At 41.2% G+C, this 17,713-nt stretch carries 18 protein-coding genes; 15 read left to right on the top strand and 3 right to left on the bottom strand.

The window, feature by feature from the left end:
- The first annotated feature begins 229 nt into the window (after nt 1-229).
- Both A7968_RS20100 and A7968_RS20095 read left to right on the top strand, forming a co-directional pair.
- Entirely contained in the window at nt 230-1,069 is an 840-nt protein-coding gene (locus tag A7968_RS20100) for an isopenicillin N synthase family dioxygenase (protein WP_064668320.1), read from the top strand.
- A gap of 198 nt (nt 1,070-1,267) precedes the next feature.
- Entirely contained in the window at nt 1,268-2,674 is a 1,407-nt protein-coding gene (locus A7968_RS20095) for a DEAD/DEAH box helicase (protein ID WP_064668319.1), read from the top strand.
- A 61-nt stretch (nt 2,675-2,735) separates the two neighbouring features.
- Here the strand turns inward: A7968_RS20095 and A7968_RS20090 are convergent, their stop codons facing one another.
- Together A7968_RS20090 and A7968_RS20085 are read right to left on the bottom strand one after the other, a co-directional pair.
- Nucleotides 2,736-3,482, bottom strand: a complete 747-nt coding sequence (locus A7968_RS20090; RefSeq protein ID WP_064668318.1) for a DUF3307 domain-containing protein — start codon at nt 3,480-3,482, stop codon at nt 2,736-2,738.
- A complete protein-coding gene (locus A7968_RS20085) occupies nt 3,479-4,108 on the bottom strand; it encodes a hypothetical protein (RefSeq protein WP_064668317.1) in 630 nt (209 codons plus the stop codon). The genes A7968_RS20090 and A7968_RS20085 overlap by 4 nt, the downstream gene beginning before the upstream one ends.
- Nucleotides 4,109-4,254: 146 nt before the next feature.
- Here A7968_RS20085 and A7968_RS20080 point away from each other — a divergent pair, with 146 nt between their 5' ends.
- The 13 genes from A7968_RS20080 to A7968_RS20020 all read left to right on the top strand — a co-directional run bounded on the left by A7968_RS20080 (nt 4,255) and on the right by A7968_RS20020 (nt 15,663).
- Nucleotides 4,255-4,761 (top strand): LabA-like NYN domain-containing protein, encoded by a 507-nt coding sequence (locus A7968_RS20080; protein WP_064668316.1) that lies wholly within the window; start codon nt 4,255-4,257, stop codon nt 4,759-4,761.
- A 125-nt stretch (nt 4,762-4,886) separates the two neighbouring features.
- Nucleotides 4,887-5,315, top strand: a complete 429-nt coding sequence (locus tag A7968_RS20075; RefSeq protein ID WP_157586800.1) for a hypothetical protein — start codon at nt 4,887-4,889, stop codon at nt 5,313-5,315.
- Nucleotide 5,316: 1 nt separating this feature from the next.
- A complete protein-coding gene (locus A7968_RS20070) occupies nt 5,317-5,529 on the top strand; it encodes a helix-turn-helix transcriptional regulator (RefSeq protein ID WP_064668314.1) in 213 nt (70 codons plus the stop codon).
- Between the two features lie 377 nt (nt 5,530-5,906).
- The gene (gene nagK, locus A7968_RS20065; RefSeq protein WP_064668313.1) at nt 5,907-6,821 is read left to right on the top strand and encodes an N-acetylglucosamine kinase; all 915 of its coding nucleotides are present in this window, start codon (nt 5,907-5,909) and stop codon (nt 6,819-6,821) included.
- Entirely contained in the window at nt 6,821-7,939 is a 1,119-nt protein-coding gene (gene nagA / locus A7968_RS20060; RefSeq protein ID WP_064668312.1) for an N-acetylglucosamine-6-phosphate deacetylase, read from the top strand. Before nagK ends, nagA begins: the two co-directional genes overlap by 1 nt.
- 63 nt (nt 7,940-8,002) lie before the next feature.
- Complete coding sequence (gene nagX / locus A7968_RS20055) at nt 8,003-9,145, top strand: transmembrane glucosamine N-acetyltransferase NagX (RefSeq protein WP_064668311.1); 1,143 nt, start codon at nt 8,003-8,005, stop codon at nt 9,143-9,145.
- A gap of 216 nt (nt 9,146-9,361) precedes the next feature.
- On the top strand, nt 9,362-10,156 hold the full coding sequence (nagB, locus tag A7968_RS20050) for a glucosamine-6-phosphate deaminase (protein ID WP_064668374.1): 795 nt from the start codon (nt 9,362-9,364) through the stop codon (nt 10,154-10,156).
- 134 nt (nt 10,157-10,290) lie between these two features.
- Entirely contained in the window at nt 10,291-11,214 is a 924-nt protein-coding gene (gene nudC, locus A7968_RS20045) for an NAD(+) diphosphatase (RefSeq protein ID WP_064668310.1), read from the top strand.
- A 40-nt stretch (nt 11,215-11,254) separates the two neighbouring features.
- Nucleotides 11,255-12,433, top strand: coding sequence for a cystathionine beta-lyase (locus A7968_RS20040; RefSeq protein WP_064668309.1), 1,179 nt, complete (start codon nt 11,255-11,257; stop codon nt 12,431-12,433).
- A 123-nt stretch (nt 12,434-12,556) separates the two neighbouring features.
- Nucleotides 12,557-13,375 carry a DUF2705 family protein gene (locus A7968_RS20035; protein ID WP_084448249.1) on the top strand — a complete coding sequence of 273 codons (819 nt, stop codon included), beginning with the start codon at nt 12,557-12,559 and terminating at the stop codon, nt 13,373-13,375.
- Nucleotides 13,372-14,286, top strand: coding sequence for an ABC transporter ATP-binding protein (locus tag A7968_RS20030; RefSeq protein ID WP_064668307.1), 915 nt, complete (start codon nt 13,372-13,374; stop codon nt 14,284-14,286). Before A7968_RS20035 ends, A7968_RS20030 begins: the two co-directional genes overlap by 4 nt.
- On the top strand, nt 14,286-14,660 hold the full coding sequence (locus A7968_RS20025; RefSeq protein ID WP_064668306.1) for a PH domain-containing protein: 375 nt from the start codon (nt 14,286-14,288) through the stop codon (nt 14,658-14,660). Before A7968_RS20030 ends, A7968_RS20025 begins: the two co-directional genes overlap by 1 nt.
- 208 nt (nt 14,661-14,868) lie before the next feature.
- Nucleotides 14,869-15,663, top strand: coding sequence for a putative porin (locus A7968_RS20020; protein WP_064668305.1), 795 nt, complete (start codon nt 14,869-14,871; stop codon nt 15,661-15,663).
- An 85-nt stretch (nt 15,664-15,748) separates the two neighbouring features.
- On the opposite strand, the gene A7968_RS20015 is transcribed toward A7968_RS20020, so the two are convergent.
- On the bottom strand, nt 15,749-17,593 hold the full coding sequence (locus tag A7968_RS20015) for a M2 family metallopeptidase (protein WP_064668304.1): 1,845 nt from the start codon (nt 17,591-17,593) through the stop codon (nt 15,749-15,751).
- Nucleotides 17,594-17,713 lie beyond the last annotated feature (120 nt).

Genomic DNA, 17,713 nt, shown 5'->3' with positions numbered 1-17,713 from the left:
GTTGTTGTGAATAGGGATGCATTAAAGGGTAGACCACATTTCGCTGTTTTTACTTTCATTGTTATTAATTAGCTGTTGATCTGTGTCAAAGTCAATGCTGTTACTATTTTAGTGCGGACATAAGTCCTTATGTTTTTTTGCCCGTTTTATTATGCTCGCGAAGCGCTACAATGGAGCAACTGCTATGATTAGCAAAGGCTTTTAACAACTTAATTCATTGGATACGAACATGCAATTACCTACCGTTGATTATAAAGCGAGCGATGCGGCCGCTCAATTTGTTGAGTCTCTTAGAAATACGGGCTTTGGTGTATTAAAAAACCACCCAATACCGCAGTCTTTAGTTGAATCAATTTATAAAAATTGGCAGGACTTTTTTAATTCTGAGCAAAAGCATGCGTTTTTATTCTCTAAAGACACCCAAGACGGCTACTTTCCGCCATCGGTATCGGAAGTTGCAAAAGGCTTTACAGTCAAAGATATTAAAGAATATTTTCATGTTTATCCTAATGGCCGTGTACCTGCAGAGCTTGAAGCCGATATTCGTGAATATTACCGCTTAGCCAATGAGTTTGCTGCAACGCTTTTGAGCTGGGTACAAGCAGAAGCGCCAGCTGAAGTACGAGCTAAATTTTCAATCGATTTAAAAGACATGATTGCTAACTCTGAGCAAACATTACTGCGTATTTTACATTACCCACCAATGACAGGTGATGAGGAGCCAGGGGCAATTCGCGCTGCTGCGCATGGCGACATTAACTTGCTGACGGTATTACCTGCTTCAAATGAGCCAGGCTTGCAAGTGCAAAAAACTGACGGTGGTTGGTTAGATGTGCCATGTGATTTTGGTAGCTTAATTATTAATATTGGTGACATGCTGCAAGAAGCATCCGGTGGTTATTTTCCATCAACCATTCACCGTGTTATTAACCCTACTGGCAAAGCGTCTACTAAATCACGTATTTCGCTGCCATTATTTTTGCACCCGCGTCCTGATGTTGTGCTTTCTGAGCGTTATACCGCAGATAGCTATTTACAAGAGCGTTTACGCGAATTAGGTGTGAAGTAATTAAAATAGTGGATAACAACTCCTATTTTATAAAAACGGCCATTGTGCCGTTTTTTGTTTTCAGGCATACCTTAGCAATCATTTTTTAAGTTTAAGCGCACAGCAAGGGCGCAAAAGTTAATATTCAATGCATTATTGGTCACGATCGGTATAATGCGCGCAACTGGCCACTTTGGCCTTATTTAAAAGAGAGTTTATATGAGTTTTGATGGGTTAGGTTTATCACAGTCTTTAGTTAATGCAGTTTTAGAAAAGGGCTATGAAACGCCAACACCAATTCAGGCTCAAGCTATACCCGCGATCATTGAAGGTCGTGATGTGATGGCTGCAGCGCAAACAGGTACGGGTAAAACAGCTGGTTTTACATTACCGCTGATTGAATCTTTATCTAAAGGGCAAAAAGCCAAGAGTAATCAAGTACGGGCGTTAATTTTAACGCCAACACGTGAGCTTGCATTACAAGTGAGCGAAAATGTTGAAGAGTACGCTAAGCACTCTAATATCAGTTCTTTTGTTGTTTACGGCGGCGTTAAAATTAATCCGCAAATGCAGCGCCTTCGTAAGGGGGTGGATATTTTAGTGGCCACGCCTGGGCGTTTGATTGATTTACACAATCAAAATGCATTGAAGTTCGATAACCTTGAAGTGTTGGTGCTTGATGAAGCCGACCGTATGCTTGATATGGGCTTTATTCACGATATTAAACGTATTATCAGTAAATTACCGGTTAAACGTCAAAACTTGATGTTCTCAGCGACGTTCTCTGACGATATTAGAGCGCTTGCAAAAGGACTTATTAACGATCCGGTAGAAATTTCAGTTGCGGCTAAAAACACCACCGCTAAAAGCGTTACCCAATGTGTTTATGCTGTTGATAAAGCGCGTAAAACGGCTTTATTAAGTCACTTAATTCGCAGTAATGATTGGCAACAAGTATTAGTATTTAGCCGTACAAAACATGGCGCAAACCGCTTAGTTAAGCAACTTGAGCGCGATGATATTGTTGGTGCTGCTATTCATGGTAATAAATCACAAGGTGCGCGTGTTAAAGCGCTTGATGGCTTTAAAAGCGGCGAAGTACGTGTACTTGTGGCAACCGATATCGTTGCCCGTGGTCTGGATATTGTAGAGCTGCCGCATGTAGTTAACTATGATTTACCGAATGTGTATGAAGATTATGTGCACCGTATTGGTCGTACCGGCCGTGCCGGTGCTTCGGGTGATGCTATTTCGTTTGTAACGATTGATGATGCGGATGACTTATATGGTATTGAACGCTTTATTGGTGAATTGATCCCACGCGCTCAAGAGCCTGGCTTTGAACCAAGTAATCCAGTGCCAGAAAGAGAGCTTGATGCACGACCAACAAAACCGAAAAAGCCGAAAAAAGCCAAACAGCCGTTTTCTAAGCCTAAGTCGGATAGCAAAAAGCCAAATAGTAATGGCAGTGGTACAGGCCCACGCCGTGGTGGTTCAGGTAAAAAGCCAGATGCTAATAAAGCGGGTGGTGAGCAAACACAAAACCCATGGGCTAAGCGTCAATCTGTCGGTGGCAATTCTCAGCGACGTCGCCGTCCAAATAATGATGGCTCAAGCAACGCATAATTGATCTGTTGATTGATAAAAAACGCGCCTACCTTGGCGCGTTTTTTATGGGCTTGTAAAGTTACAGTGCTTTGAGATAATTAACCGCCAAGCCAATAAATAAAGTCACGCTGACACTGAGTAAGGTACCGAGCATCACGTATTCAGTCAGTTTTTTATCTTTACTGGCACTTAAATCACCAAATCGAAACACTGATTTTGCTGCGAGCAAAAAGCCGACTCCGGCAAATTGGTCTAGCAAAATAAATGTTAGCATTAATACTCGCTCAAGCATGCCGATGCTTTGTCCTGCGGCGGGTAAACTTCCGGTAGTACTAAAGCCGCTAGTGAGCCGCTCTAACATCATGCGAATGAACACCGCACTTGGCGTTAATACCAATAAATACCCACACACTACCCATAATATTGGCGGTTGTATTAGCCATTGCCAAGCGTGTGCAAAAAACTCGCTGCTGTCAGTTACCCAGATGGCTAATAACAGCAAAACGACTAAATGAGCGAGTTGATCGACAACAAAAGGGATCACGCCTTTACTGGAATACGATTTGGCTAAGTCAATAAAGTAATGGGTTACAACCACAACGCTGGTGGCGATACAGATAGGGGCGATGGTTTGCCAACCAAACGTAAACTCCCACCAAGTGACAATAGTAGCCGTGGTCACGCCATGTACTAGCACGTGCAAATACAGTTTTTTAGCGCGAAAATGGCGAGTGTTACGGTTATTGACCCAGCTCATTGGCTGCCAGTAAAAATCAGCTAAAATATGGCCGATAATTAACACGACTAATAACAACATAAAACTCATTCTATAGCTCCTGATAGGGTGTCTGCGATGGTTTTTTCTGCGTAGTGTAAAAACCGTTCGACTAATTGATAATGACCCAAATTGAGTAATTTAGTGACATTTTCTCGGCTTGTTTGCAATTGTTTGGCAAGCTCACTGTGCTGGTTATTCTTACTGGTTAAATAGACATACAGCGCGTTTGCTTGTTTTTGGGTCATTTTAGTCAGCAGTACATCAATAAAAGCCAGACTTAGGGTTAACCCTTCATTTGTTGGCTCGATAACACTGCTAAATATAAAGCGTTGATTGTGTATTTCATCAAGGCTGCGACCTGACAGGGTAAATGCTGAGCCCGTGGCTGTTTTTATATCCGCTCTGGCATTATCTATTTCACCAATTGCTAGACTTTGGCGAACCTCATAACCGCTTGCTTTTAAATGTAAATACAATAACACCGCGACATTGCAGACCTGCGCAGGTTGATTTATTTGCAGTTGAAATGCATCGCCTCGGTAAATAATACCTTGATTATGTTTATCTTCAGTAATCGCTCGTATACTTTGGTCAAGTTGATAGAGCATTGCATCGTAGTCGTGCTTTGGAATATGTTGTGATTTGATCACATCGCCGCTGATCACTGCAATCATAAATGTCCTAACTTAGTTACATATTAAAATGTAACCAATATTGGTTACATAAATCCATGTAACTAATTTAGGTTACTTATGAGATAAATGCAAGAGCCTGAAATGGCAGCGGGTATGTTACAGTAGGGTGATAAAAAGGATATCGCATGAATCAAGAAACACACAGCACAACAAGTACGAAACCTAAGGTTGGAATTTTTGTTGATGTACAAAATATTTATTACACCTGTCGAGAGAGTTACCGAAAAAACTTTGACTACAATGCTTTTTGGGCAAAAATCAGTCAAGACTATGATATTGAATGTGCAATAGCGTACGCTATTTATCGTGGTGACGAAAAGCAATCTCAGTTTCAAAATATTCTCCGTGCGATTGGTTTTGAGGTGAAACTGAAGCCATTTATTCAGCGCAAAGATGGCAGTGCGAAAGGTGATTGGGATGTTGGTATCACCATTGATATGCTCGAGCAAGGTAAGCACCTTGATAAAGTTATATTACTCTCTGGTGATGGTGACTTTGCGCTCTTGTTGGGTCATCTACAGCATCAGTATAATGTACCATGTGATGTTTATGGCGCTGATAAACTAACAGCGGAAGCACTGAAACAAAGTGCTGAACATTTTTATTGCATTGACGACGCCTTGCTACTGTAACGTGAGTATAAAATACTTAACCTGGTGTTAATTGTTTTTGACATTGTGGTGGTGTAGAACTATAGTTTTTAATGTTAATTATTTTTAACATTGAGTTAGTTGTACTTTACATTGCCGGAGGGGATATGAGTTACACACAAAAATCACGATTACTTGAGGTGGTTATAACATTAGTCGTGTTGTTTAATTATCTGCAAGCTGTGTTGTCTATGACACCTGAAGCACAAATGGATCCAACACTTGCCAGTGGGTTGCTGATCAAACTTGTAATACAAACCGTTGTGATGGTTGTTGTGTTACATAGTATCTTAGCTGCGTTTAATAGTAAGTATGTCAATCAGCCGAAAGATGAGCGAGAGCAAGCTATTGCGTTAAAGGCCAAAAGCGTGAGCTTATTCATTTTGCAATTAGGCGTAGTCAATGCGGTATTTGCATTGTTAATTAACACAGTATACCCAATACCAATGAGTCCTGTGCATCAGTTGGTGATCGCCGCATTACTGAGTGAAGTCATCGGTGGGGTCGTGGAAATATGGCTATTGCAAAGAGGTTAAAATGGCGAAGTTAGCAATTAGCAATTCAATCCGTACATTACGATTTCAACATGATGAAATGACGCAGCAACAATTAGCGGATGCTGTAGGGGTAACACGTCAAACAATTGCAGCTATTGAAGCCGCCAGATATTCACCGTCGTTGGAAGTTGCTTTTAAAATAGCGATTGTTTTTAATCAACCACTAGAAAAAATATTCCAATATAAGCGGTGATTCTTTACTAAATTATTTATTTAGGTAAACTGGTCTAACGTTACTACAATTAATTTACCTTAGTGGCCATAATGCATTGATAAAATAGCATGTAAAATCACTATTTTAGGTGTTTTTTTAGGTAATAATGTTATTTTTAAGCCTGATTGTGACGTTGAATAATAGTCGACACTAATTTAATTAATATTAATTATTTATTTAATTCAATTAATTAGAGATAAATATGGAATATGTGTGAATTTTTATGAAAAATATAATGACAACGCTGTCATTTGTTGTGTAACATTAATTCAACATGGGTTGAGGGTGAATCGCATTAAGATAATAAAAAAACATGCGATTAATACAAATATTAAACGAAGGTTAGAGGTCGTTAAATGATGGCTAAGAGTGCGAATGAGGACCAATTGTTTATTGGTATCGATGGTGGCGGAACTAAGTGCCGTGCAACTATATACTCTACACAACATGGAGTATTAGGAACTGGTCTAGGTGGCCCCGCGAATCCATTACATGGGTTAGAGCGCACATTAGAGTCAATAATGGTGTCTACACAGCTGGCTATGCGTGATGCGGGTTTGCAGCTAGAAACTATTCACCAAGTTTATGCTGGCTTAGGGTTGGCGGGCGTTAATCTACCAAGCTTGTATGAAAAAATAATTGAATGGGAACATCCATTTAAACAGATGTTCCTTACTACAGACTTACACACGGCATGTATTGGCGCTCATGAGGGCGGCGATGGCGCGGTGATTATTACAGGCACAGGTTCATGTGGTTTTTCACATGTAAAAGGGCAATCAGTGAACTTCGGTGGCCATGGTTTTGCACTCGGTGATAAAGGCAGCGGCGCATGGATGGGGCTTGAGGCTATCAAAGCTGTGTTAGTTGAGCTTGATGGCTTAGGCCCTCATACGGCATTAACCCACGTAATAAAAAGTCATTTTAATGCAACAAATGCAATGGGTATAGCCGAGCAAATGGCTGGACAACCGTCAAGCAGCTATGCCAAGCTTGCCCGCTATGTTTTTGATGCAGCGAATCAAGGTGACGTTATTGCGTTGGCTATCGTTAAAGACGGCGCAGCCTATGTAAGTCAGTTAGCACATCGTTTATTAGAAAATAATCCACCGCGTTTATCTATGATTGGTGGCCTTGCTGAGCCATTAAATAAATGGCTTGACCCAGAAATTGCAAAACGTGTTGAAATACCAAAACAACCACCAGAAATGGGCGCTATTTACTTCGCTCAACAATCGGTACTAGAACAAGATCAAAAGGTAGCCTTGTAATGAAAACCTTCTATCGCGCTGCGCGCTTATTTACCGCCGAAACCTTTATTGATAACGCATTATTTAGTGTTGAAAATGGTGTATTTAAGCTTGAAGACTCAACCACAGAATCAGTTATAGAGTTAGACGGTCTCGTTGCACCTGGTTTTATTGACGTTCAAGTTAATGGTGGGGGTGGTGCATTTTTTAATGCTGAGCAAAGCACAGAGTGTTTAGACCGTATTGCAAAAGCACATGGTCAATTCGGCACTACTGCACTCATGCCAACACTCATTACTGATAAAGTTGCAGTAATGCAAGCTGCGGCTGATACAACGGCAAAAGCTATAAGCGAAGGCGTACCGGGTGTATTAGGTATCCATTTTGAAGGCCCACATTTATCTTTTCCAAAAAAAGGCACTCACAGTGAGCAGTTTATTCGCCCGATCAGCGAGCAAGAGTTTGCCATTTATGCTCGTCAAGATTTAGGGATCAAGATGGTAACCTTAGCGCCTGAAAATGTCAGCATTGCGGATGTTGAGCGCTTAGTTGCTTGTGGTGTGAAAGTATCCATTGGCCATACCAATGCAGATTATCAAACAACCATGGCGGCACTGAATGCGGGGGCCGATGGTTTTACCCATTTATACAATGCGATGTCACCATTTACATCCCGTGAACCGGGTGTGGTTGGTGCTGCACTTTGGCATGACACTAGCTGGTGTGGATTAATAGTCGATGGTCACCATGTTCATCCACTGTCTGCAAAATTAGCTATTCGTAGTAAGCAACGTGGCAAAATTATGTTGGTCACTGATGCAATGCCACCAGTGGGTACCGATGATATGGAATTTGACTTCTTCGATGGTCGCAAGGTTATTCGCACTGGCGATAGACTAAATTCAAGCACTGGCGAGCTAGCTGGCAGTGTTTTGGATATGGCAAGTGCTGTGCGCAACACCGTTAATACTCTAGATGTTAGCCTAAGTGAAAGCTTACGAATGGCTGCATTATACCCGGCGCAATATTTAAACCTCAAGAACAAGGGACGTTTACTTGATGGCTTTGACGCTGACTTTGTGGTGCTCGATGAGCAGCAGTATGTCAAAGCAACTTATATTGCAGGCATTGCAATCTAACGTTTCCCTGGAAAAATCCCCGCCGTTGTACCGCGGGGCTTTTTTGTTTTATGAGTAAAGAATATGACAACAACAAGCACAGTTGAAAAACCGAATAAAAAACGGCTTGCATCACTTGATGCATTACGTGGTATGGATATGTTTTGGATTTTGGGTGGACAATCTATCTTTACCGCTCTATTTGTATTAACCGGCTGGACTGGCTGGAAAGTCTTCGAAGCACATACCGTACATAGTACTTGGCATGGTTTTACTTTTTACGATTTAATTTTCCCGTTATTTATCTTTCTATCTGGCGTGGCAATGGGGCTGGCTCCGAAGCGTATTGATCACCTCAGTTGGATTGAGCGAAAAGTTTATTACCGTAAAGCGGTAAAGCGTTTGCTGTTATTATCTGCATTAGGGGTAATGTATAACCATGGCTGGGGCACCGGTATTCCTTTAGCGTTTGATGAAATTCGTTACGCTAGTGTACTGGGTCGTATTGCAATTGCGTGGTTTTTTTGTGCAATGTTGGTTTGGCATACTAGTATTCGCACGCAAGTATTTACTGCCATAGGTTTATTGCTAGGTTATTGGTTATTAATGTGCTTTATCCCTGTGCCAGGCGGCGTTGCTGGCGATTTAAGCGCTGCTGGTAGTTGGAATGCATGGTTTGATACACATTTTTTACCGGGTATTAGTTATCAAAATCGTCCTGTTGATCCTGAAGGGATCTTATCAAGTTTTCCAGCGGTTATTAATGCCATGATTGGCGTTTTTGCAGGGCAACTCATTAGTAGAGCACAGCAAATTGGTGAGTGGAAAACAGCAAGTCTACTATTTATAGCCGGTGTGATCAGTGTCTGCCTCGGTTGGTTATGGGATTTACAGTTCCCAGTTAATAAGGAGCTATGGACAAGTTCTTTTGTACTTGTCACGGTAGGGTGGAGCGCGATATTACTGGCGGCGTTCTATGTATTGGTTGATATTTTGAATGGTCAAAAACTAGCCTACCCATTTGTCATTATTGGTGCCAACTCAATTATTATTTATTTAGCGTCAAGTTTAGTGGATTGGACATATATAAGCCGTAGTGTATTTGGTGGATTTATTAATGCCGCTCCTGAACTTTGGCAGCCACTATTTGGCGTTATCGCTTTGTTATTAGTACAAATCCTTGTTTTACATTGGATGTACAAGCGTAAAATATTTGTCAGTGTATAAAACGTGCAACTAGAAAACAGTAAAAAAACAACTTTTTTATTCACTTTTACTTTACAAACGAAAGTGGAATGGTAATAATGACAGCGTTGTCATAATGGTATTAACCAAACAGTGTATCCCTGTATGGTTTGATCTAAGGCCCAATTCGATTGCACGTGGAATTGGGACTTAGATCCCATTTTTTCATCAACTAATTTAATGACTGAGCAAACAAATATGCAAATAGTAATTTTAAATGATGCAGCAGCCGTAGCTGCCTATGGCGCAAATATTTTCGCAGCCCAATTACAAAAAAAACCAACATCAGTGCTCGGTTTAGCAACGGGCTCTACGCCGGTTGCGTTATATCAACAATTAATCGCTAAAAATAAAGCCGGTGATATCTCATTTTCTCAAGCGACAACATTTAATTTAGATGAATACTTAGGTTTAACGGGTGATCATCCACAAAGTTATCGTTACTTTATGAACGAGCAACTATTCAGTCATGTTGATATCAATAAAGAAAATACTTTTGTGCCGCCCGGTGATGCCGTAAATCCAATTACTGCATGTAAAGAATATGAAGACAAAATAGCTAAAGCAGGTGGCGTTGATGTGCAGTTATTAGGCATTGGCCGAAATGGCCATATCGGGTTTAACGAGCCTTCATCGGGTCTATGTTCACGTACTCGCGTAAAAACCCTGACTAAAGCAACCGTTGATGATAATGCCCGCTTTTTTGCTGAGGATGAATATCAACCTCATCTATCTATTACCATGGGCATTGGGACTATTTTAGAAGCAAAAAAGGTTGTGTTACTTGCTACCGGTGAAAATAAGGCCGATGCAGTACACGCCATGATTGAAGGCCCGTTAATGGCTAAATGTCCAGCCTCTGCACTTCAGTTACATAAAGATGCTGTAATTGTTATTGATAAAGCAGCCGCAAGCAAACTTGAAGATTTAGAGTTTTATCAGCATATCGAAGCTGAAAATCAAAAATTACAGGCACATTTAGCTACATTGTAATTATTAAAAGAATTTATTGTGTGTTTAAAAAAGTCCGTAAGGGCTTTTTTTTTGCCTGTTTATCAGTGAGTAATAATTGGGTTTAGGTGAGTGTTATGGTAGTTTTAGCCATCTAAACAATTAAAAGGACGAGCATGCTTAATTACACTGCTATGTCGTTAAATCGGGCATCAAATTTACGTAAAGAGCCAAGCTGGTTTGCAGCTCAAGTCAATGAGCACAGTCGTTGGTTATTAGTGAATAATAATCAGACCTTATTTGACAGTAATAGCTATTCAGTGACGTTTTTGAGCTTCGCAACAGTGTGTAATTTAGATTTAACTGAGGCGATATTCTTAGGCTTAGATGAGCAACAAACCAGCCATTTTGCACTTGATGTAAGCCAATTAGATGAAGTGCTATTAGCAAAACTGATTGGTGATGCTGAGTTTGTTGATATTCGTCGTTATGGCGTTAACGTTGCGCTTGAACAAGGCTCCATGGCGGCACTTGCGCGTGGTTTGTGTTACTGGCATGCAACACATCGCTATTGCGGACGTTGTGGGAGCGAAAATACCCTTGTTGAGGCAGGCCATTCGCGCTTATGCACCAATGAGCAGTGTAAGCATCAAACATTTCCACGCACAGATCCCGCAGTGATCATGGTGGTAACGCGTACCTTTGCCGATGGCATTGAGCGTTGTTTATTGGGTCGCCAAGCGATATGGGCGCCCGGTATGTACTCGTCTTTAGCTGGTTTTGTTGACCCTGGAGAGAGCCTTGAACAAGCTGTAGCACGGGAAGTGATGGAAGAAGCTGGTATTGTTGTTGGCAATGTTCGTTATATTGCCTCACAACCATGGCCGTTTCCGTCATCAATTATGTTGGGTTTTATAGCTGAAGCTGTTACCGAAGACATTCACGTAGATAAAGATGAACTAGATGATGCGCAGTGGTTTAGCCGAGAAGAGCTTAAACGTTTTGGTAATTGGCATGAAGAAGGTGAGCATTTTAAATTACCTCGGACAGACTCAATATCACGCTATTTAATTGATCACTGGTGTAATTTAAACGATTAAGCATTGTGTAATGCATGTATAAAATTTTAAGGATTAAGAAATGACGACAAGTAATAAAAATACGCTGTTAGTCAGTGCTGGACGTAAAAAAGCCTATACTCAAGGCGTTGTTAACCCTGTAGTGCAACGAGCGTCAACAGTTGTTTTTGATTCCGTGGCCGAACTCAAAGAAGCGGCAAAAAAACGCGGCGATAAAACGCTATTTTATGGCCGTCGCGGTACCACCACACATTTTGCACTGCAAGAAGCAATCACTGAACTGGAAGGCGGAGAAGGTTGCGCGCTGTATCCATGCGGCGCGGCGGCTATTAGTAGTGCGTTATTGGCTTTTGTGAAAGCTGGCGATCATATCTTAATGGTTGATAATGCTTATGAACCAACCCGTGATTTTTGCGATAAAATTTTAGCAGGGTTTGGTGTTGAAACTACCTATTATCCGCCAACAATTGGTGCGGGTATCAAAGCACTTATCAAAGAAAACACTAAAGTGTTATTTTTAGAGTCGCCGGGCTCTATTACGATGGAAGTGCAAGATGTACCGGCAATGGTTGCTGTTGCCAATGAACAAGGCGTAATAACCATGCTGGATAACACTTATGGCAATGGCTTGCATTATCGCCCATTAGAACACGGTGTTGATATTAGCATTCAAGCTGCGACTAAATATATTGTTGGTCACTCTGACGTGATGATGGGCGTTGCTGTAGCGAATAAAAAATACTGGCCAACTCTACGTGAGCAATCTTATTTGCTTGGTCAATGTACCTCAGCTGACGATGCTTATTTAGCGCTTAGGGGGTTGCGTACTATGGCGGTACGTTTAAACCAGCATGAAAAAGCCGCTATTGAAGTGGCAAACTGGCTAGAGCAACATCCACTGGTTGATCATATTCGTCACCCTGCATTTGAGAGTTGCCCTGGGCATGAGTTTTTCAAACGTGATTTTGATGGCAGTAATGGTTTATTCTCATTTGTAATGAAAGAAGGTAATCAAGGGGCGATAGATGCCTTTTTAGATAGCCTTGAGCACTTCAAAATGGGCTTTTCGTGGGGCGGCTTTGAGAGTTTAGTGACCGCAAATTTAACAATGAAAGGCCTGCGTTCAGCGACGGGGTGGCAGCTGGGTCCGGTGATCCGCTTACATATTGGCCTTGAAGATGTAGACGATTTAATTACGGATTTAACACAGGCATTGGACGTGTATAAGCAACATTTATAAATGTTTGCTTGTTACATTTAAATCTATTGTTACAAAGCTCACCATTTGGTGAGCTTTTTTTTGCTAGTAATTCAACACGTTTGCCCTTAGTGTAAGCTGTATATCGATTAAATAGGAATATCTGTGACACAATTACACCCACAGCGATTATTGAAAATTGCCCAGTTTGAACTAGTAAGGTTATTTTTGACTAAGCGAGGTTTACTGGCGGTTGCGGCTTTTGCAATATGCTGGTTACTCATTCTACGCTACCCAATTGGGCAAGCGGTAAGCTTGATTAGCTCTCCTGAGATAGCTGAATTAGCACAGCAAGTGTTTGGTGCTATAGGGTTAAGTAAATTGCTCGATTGGCCTGAGGCTGAGCTTGCCATGTATTGGTTAATTGCATTATACAGTTTCCCCAGCTTTTGCTTATTTTTATGCAGTGACCAACTCGTTGGTGATAAGCAGCGAGGCACGCTTAGATTTTTATCTCTAAGAGCGACCCGTAACGAAATGCTATTTGGTCGGTTTTTAGGGCAAGTGTTTATTCTGGCCGCGCTGTTAATTGTGACCTTAGTGGCTGCTGTCGCAGTGATGGCATTTCGTGAGCCTGCATTATTAATGACGGGTTTAAGTCGCAGTTTCATGTTGTTCTGTTACCTTTTGATAGCCGTTTTACCCTTTATAGCACTGATGACTTTATTAAATACATTTGCGCGTTCGGCACGTTTAACCGTGGTGCTGGCCGTGTTATTTTTTGCTGGCGGAAATATTGTCGTTGGTCTATTGAGTTGGCAAATTCCTGCGATGGCAATGCTTAACTATATTTTCCCTGGAGTACAGTTAGATCAAATGGCAGGGCAAAATGCTGGATTGTTTAACAGTATAGCTATTCCAGTTATTCAAACAGTGGTTATGTTAGCCCTAGCCCAGCGTATTTTTGCAAGGAGTTCATTATGAGCACATTAATACAAGCAACAGGTTTAACTAAGCAGTACGGTAGTAAATTAGCACTTGATAATGTGAGTTTTGAAATTCAAAAAGGTGCGCCTGTTGCCTTAGTCGGACCTAATGGGGCAGGTAAAACTACGCTGTTTAGTCTGTTATGCGGTTATATATTACCGACAAAGGGCACGCTCAGCATTTTAGGCCATAACCCAGGCAGCAGTGAGTTATTTGGCAAACTCAGTGCGCTGCCGCAAGATGCGCAACTTGATCCCCGTTTTAGTATTTCTCATCAACTCGCGTTTTATGGCCAGTTGCAAGGGCTTTCATCTAAACAAAGTCAAGCAGAAGCAATCCGTGTCCTTGAATTGGTAGGGCTGGCAGAAGCTGCCAAACAACGCGCCGATGATTTATCGCATGGTATGCGCAAGCGGGTCACAATAGGGCAGGCACTGATCGGTAAACCGCAAATTGTGATGCTCGATGAAGCCACCGCAGGGCTTGATCCCATTCATGCCCGTGAAATACGTCAATTAGTTTCCGAATTGAGCTCAGAGGCGACCTTTATTTTAAGCTCACACGATCTGACCGAGCTAGAACGTTTATGTTCACATGTATTGCATCTTGATAAGGGCAAGCTTACTGAGCATCCCAAGCAAAACAATAGTAATGAACAGCAAATTGGCTTTATCACCTTGTTATTAAATGAGCAATACGTTGATGTTGAGGCAAAAATTCAAGCTCTGCCAGATGTATCCAAGGTATATATGAGCCAAGCGAAAGAGTATGTTATTGAGTATCAGAAAACAGCGACAGCATTTGATATCACGCTATTACAATTTTGTTATCAGCAAGGGTGGCGTTACCGCCAATTAGTAAATGGTCATACATTAGAGAATCAAATTTTTAAACAGGAGACAGTATAATGGGTTTATTAAGTGGATTAATGGGCAATGCTAGCGAAGTTGATGACGCTGATTTAGAAAAAGTATTAGCGAATACCTTGATTGAGGGTGAGCAAGTAGAAAAAGCTTATAAGGTTGTACGCGATATGTTTATATTTACTAACAAACGTTTAATTTTACTCGACAAGCAAGGTGTGACTGGCTCAAAAATGGAAATGATCAGTATTGCTTATTCAAAAATTACTAAGTTTAGTAAAGAAAGTGCTGGGCACTTTGATCTAGATGCGGAATTAAAAATTTGGGTGGGCTCTGATCCAACTCCAATTAGTAAAGACTTCAAATCCGGTGATAACATCAATGATGTTTATCGCATCATCAGTCAGTATGCCCTGTAAAGATAAGAAAAATGTAGTGATTGTTCCAGTAATCGCTACATTATTTTTACAATAGCTTACATAACTTTACATTTCCCCAATTAATACAATGGCTTAGTTGGTTTTTCATTAAGTTCCCATTCAGTTAACTCGAGTTAGCATGTCCCCCGTCTTAGCCAGTCGGTTAAAACATGTAGCAATCAACAATGTAAAATAGGGAAATCTTTTTATGAAAAAATTAGCAGTTATTATTTCGAGTATTCTTCTTTCAAGCGCCGCGACTGCTGCGGACAATTATCAGTCAATCAGCCATTTAGGATATATGGACACTGATGGCAACGACACTGTAAGCGTTGATTCAACGTATTACTTCTCTCCAAAAGCGACTTTAGGTCCTTACGACCAATTCGAGTACATTAATAAGCAAACTAATGTTTATGGTGCATACACAGATAATGATTTTAGCGATGTCGCTACCATTGGTGGTGAATATTTCTTACAAGATTTTGTTCTAGGTGCTGAGTACAGCAATAATGACTCTGACGCTGGTTCAAGCACTGATGTAATTAAACTGTCTGCAGGTTACTTCTTTAATCCTAATCTTCTTTTAAAAGCAACATTTGAAGATGTTGAAGATGGCGAAAATCGTGTTGTATTTGATTTAGCATACAACCACCAGTTAAACAGCACAGATTACATCGGTTTCACTGTAACATCTGATGACGAGTTTGATTACCGCGCCGTGAACGCTAAATACTTCATGGATCTTAAGCAAGGTAACTACCTAACTGTTGAAGGTACTGTTTCAGATACTGATAATGGTAGCAGCTCTTGGGAACTTGGTTCAAACTACTACTTCACTAAAGCAACATCAGCGTTTGTTACATTTAACAAAAACGATGATTACACGTTTGGTGCTCAACATTTCTTCAACAAAAATGTTGGTTTAAAAGCAGGTTACGGTAATAACTGGGATGATTCTGGTTATGACGCTTACTTTGCAAATGTAAGCTTACAGTTCTAATCAAACTGTAAATTTAGTACTGCAATACTAAAAAAGCCCGCTCAATTGAGCGGGCTTTTGCATTTTTGCTATTTAACTAGTTTACTTACCAATCACATTGACGGCCTTTGTTTTGTTCATCAAGGTAGGCTTGCAACGGTGCAAAGTAATCAAGTAGGGCTGTTGCATCCATTTCAGGTTTACCCGTTATAGTGGCTAATGCTTCTTGCCAAGGGCGGCTTGAACCCATTTCTAGCATCGCATTGAGTTTTTCACCGGCTTCTTTAGAGTTATATACTGAGCAGCGATGAATGGCTTCTTTGTTACCAGCAATTTCACATAAACTACGGTGGAAATCAAACTGTAAAATATGCGCTAAGAAGTAACGGGTATACGGTGTGTTACCTGGCACATGATATTTTGCACCTGGATCAAAGTCAGCTTCGCTTCGTGCGATAGGTGCTTTTACACCTTGGTATTTTTCACGTAATTCCCACCATGCCTTATTGTAGTTTTCAGGCGTTACTGCACCTGAAAATACTTGCCAACGCCATTGATCCACAAGTAAACCAAATGGAATAAAGGCAACTTTATCCAGCGCCATTTTCATTAGTAAGCCAATGTCTTTTGATTCATCAGGCACTTGCTCTAATAAACCAATTTCTTTTAAGTAACCAGGTGTTACCGAAAGCGCAATGGTATCGCCAATGGCTTCATGGAAACCGTCATTAGCACTTTCTTGATAATAAAGCGGTTGACTATTGTAAGCGCGTTGATAAAAGTTGTGACCTAACTCGTGGTGAATAACTGAGAACTCTTCACCAGTACGCTGAATACACATTTTAATGCGTAAATCGTCTTTACTATCTATATTCCACGCTGAGGCATGGCACTGCACATCACGATCAGCAGGCTTGGTGAATAACGAGCGTTCATAAAAAGTGTCAGGTAAAGACGCAAAGCCCATTGAAGTGAAGAATTTTTCAGCGCCTTGCACCATTTTTAGTTCATCGTAGTTATGCTCGGCGAGTAACGCGGTGACGTCATAGCCAGGATCGGCATTTTCAGGCGCAACAACATCGTAAATGTTACCCCATGTTTGTGCCCACATATTACCTAACAAATGTGCGGGAATAGGTTGATCTTGTGGAACTTTATCTTCGCCATACTTTTCACCCAACTTGGCACGAACATGACAATGTAGTGAGTCATACAGTGGTTTTACTTGGCCCCAGATACGATCAAGCTCTGTTGCAAAGTCATCTGCTGGCATATCGTATTTACTACGCCACATTGCGCCAGTGTCTGCATAACCAAGTTCTTTTGCACCTTCATTGGTTAATACAACTTGCTGCTCATACAGTGGTCGCATCGGCTTTGAAACCTGGCGCCAGCCCTGCCATAAATCAAGTAGCTCGTTGTAATCACGACTGGTGGCCATTGTTGCTGTCATATCACCTAGGCTTAAGCAGCTACCGTCATCTTTACAGTATTTTCCTTTACCGTACATACCACCAAGCTCTGCCACAAGCTGTGATAATTTTGCTGTTTTTTCTGCATCTTGTGGGGCAGGTAAAGTGAGGGCTAATTTTAATTTATCCAGTTTACGACGGGCGTCGTAGTCAAGTTCAAGTGCATCGAACTGCGCGGCTTCGTTTGCCAGGCGAACGACTGCCGCAGTCATTTTACGGTTTACTTCTGCAGAGAGTGCAGATGTGTCATGCGTAATAAAATTTGCGTAAATCCATTCTGCACGGCTTGATTCTAAGTATAGCGCGTTAAGCTCTTGCTCGGTTGCATCTAAAAATGCTTGCGCATCCTTTGCAGAGACCGCTGCAGGGCTGGCAGTTTGCGCTGTGGTGTTACTCGCTTCTTGATTACAGCCAGTTAATGCTAATGTGCTGGCAACCATTATGGCGCTCAAACTGAGCTTAAAATGTGGAGTAGTCATGTTGACCCTTATATTTGTTATTTATCGCATTGGATAATAGCAGTGTCTCTTTGTTAGGCAAAGTTTCTCAGTATTTGCGTTGCTATCACGGGTAAAGCTCGTTAACAGTGACATTGTATT

This window comes from Pseudoalteromonas prydzensis, from assembly GCF_001661495.1.
Taxonomy (GTDB): Bacteria; Pseudomonadota; Gammaproteobacteria; order Enterobacterales; family Alteromonadaceae; genus Pseudoalteromonas; species Pseudoalteromonas prydzensis.
The sequence above is the reverse complement of the archived record's forward strand: the minus strand, read 5'-3'. Positions and strand labels throughout refer to the sequence as shown.